The following is a 730-nucleotide window of genomic DNA, read 5'->3' on the forward strand; positions in this document are numbered from 1 at the left end:
GGGGTAAAGACAAGATACGCGCAAAATTTAGCACGACGTAAAGTTTTGTAAAGTATTCATGTATTTATTGCTTTCAAACATTGCCTAGTTTGACTCAAACTGGGCAATGTTAAGTAGGTAGGCAGGAAGAAACAAAAGTATGTAAAGATAAATAAAGAGGGAGAAGAAATCTACCGAGGTGATGAAAATATGGGTGCTCGTTTAAGGGTATTTCTGACTGGTGAGCAAGACAAAACCCTGTTCAAGCTCAGAACAGCAGATGTGCCACAAAAAGTTAAAGACCGAGCCGAAGTGATTCGCTTAAACTCACAAGGTTGGTACGTCGAAAAAATAGCAACTTATTTCAATTGGACGGCACAGACTGTCAGAGAAGTGTTGCACAAATGGGAAAAGGACAGGATCTGAAGGGTTATGGGAACAACCGGGTCGCGGGGGGAAAGCCAAATTGAATTAGAGTGGCAACATCTCAAAAAAGATGAACTATCAGGACAAACATTTGAGGATGAATTAGACCTGGCTTATGCGGTAATTAATGGTATTCAAGCTAGGGCAGAAAGAGGAAACTACAGTACACAACGGATGAAATTTCACTCGGAGCCACAACCAAGTTAATTTTTCGTTACATACTTGTCGATTTTCTCGCCCACCTACTTAACTAGGGCTTGCTGAAAAAGTAACAGAAAAGGAAACGAATGATTAACTAGCTAATGAAGTCAGAAGGTCAGATAAG

At 40.4% G+C, this 730-nt stretch carries 2 protein-coding genes; both read left to right on the plus strand.

Features of this window, described 5'->3' with window-relative positions; genetic code table 11:
• Positions 1-189 precede the first annotated feature (189 nt).
• Positions 190-405, plus strand: a complete 216-nt coding sequence (locus tag PL9631_RS25600) for a helix-turn-helix domain-containing protein (protein WP_156090717.1) — start codon at positions 190-192, stop codon at positions 403-405.
• Positions 406-411: 6 nt separating this feature from the next.
• Positions 412-612, plus strand: coding sequence for a hypothetical protein (locus PL9631_RS25605; RefSeq protein ID WP_156090718.1), 201 nt, complete (start codon positions 412-414; stop codon positions 610-612).
• Positions 613-730 lie beyond the last annotated feature (118 nt).

The organism is Planktothrix paucivesiculata PCC 9631, assembly GCF_900009265.2.
In the GTDB taxonomy this organism is placed as follows: Bacteria; Cyanobacteriota; Cyanobacteriia; order Cyanobacteriales; family Microcoleaceae; genus Planktothrix; species Planktothrix paucivesiculata.

What these genes read in the sequence shown, in the direction of transcription:
- PL9631_RS25600 (WP_156090717.1), top strand. Translation starts at nt 190, where the DNA reads ATGGGTGCTCGTTTAAGGGTATTTCTGACTGGTGAGCAAGACAAAACC.
- PL9631_RS25605 (WP_156090718.1), top strand. Translation starts at nt 412, where the DNA reads ATGGGAACAACCGGGTCGCGGGGGGAAAGCCAAATTGAATTAGAGTGG.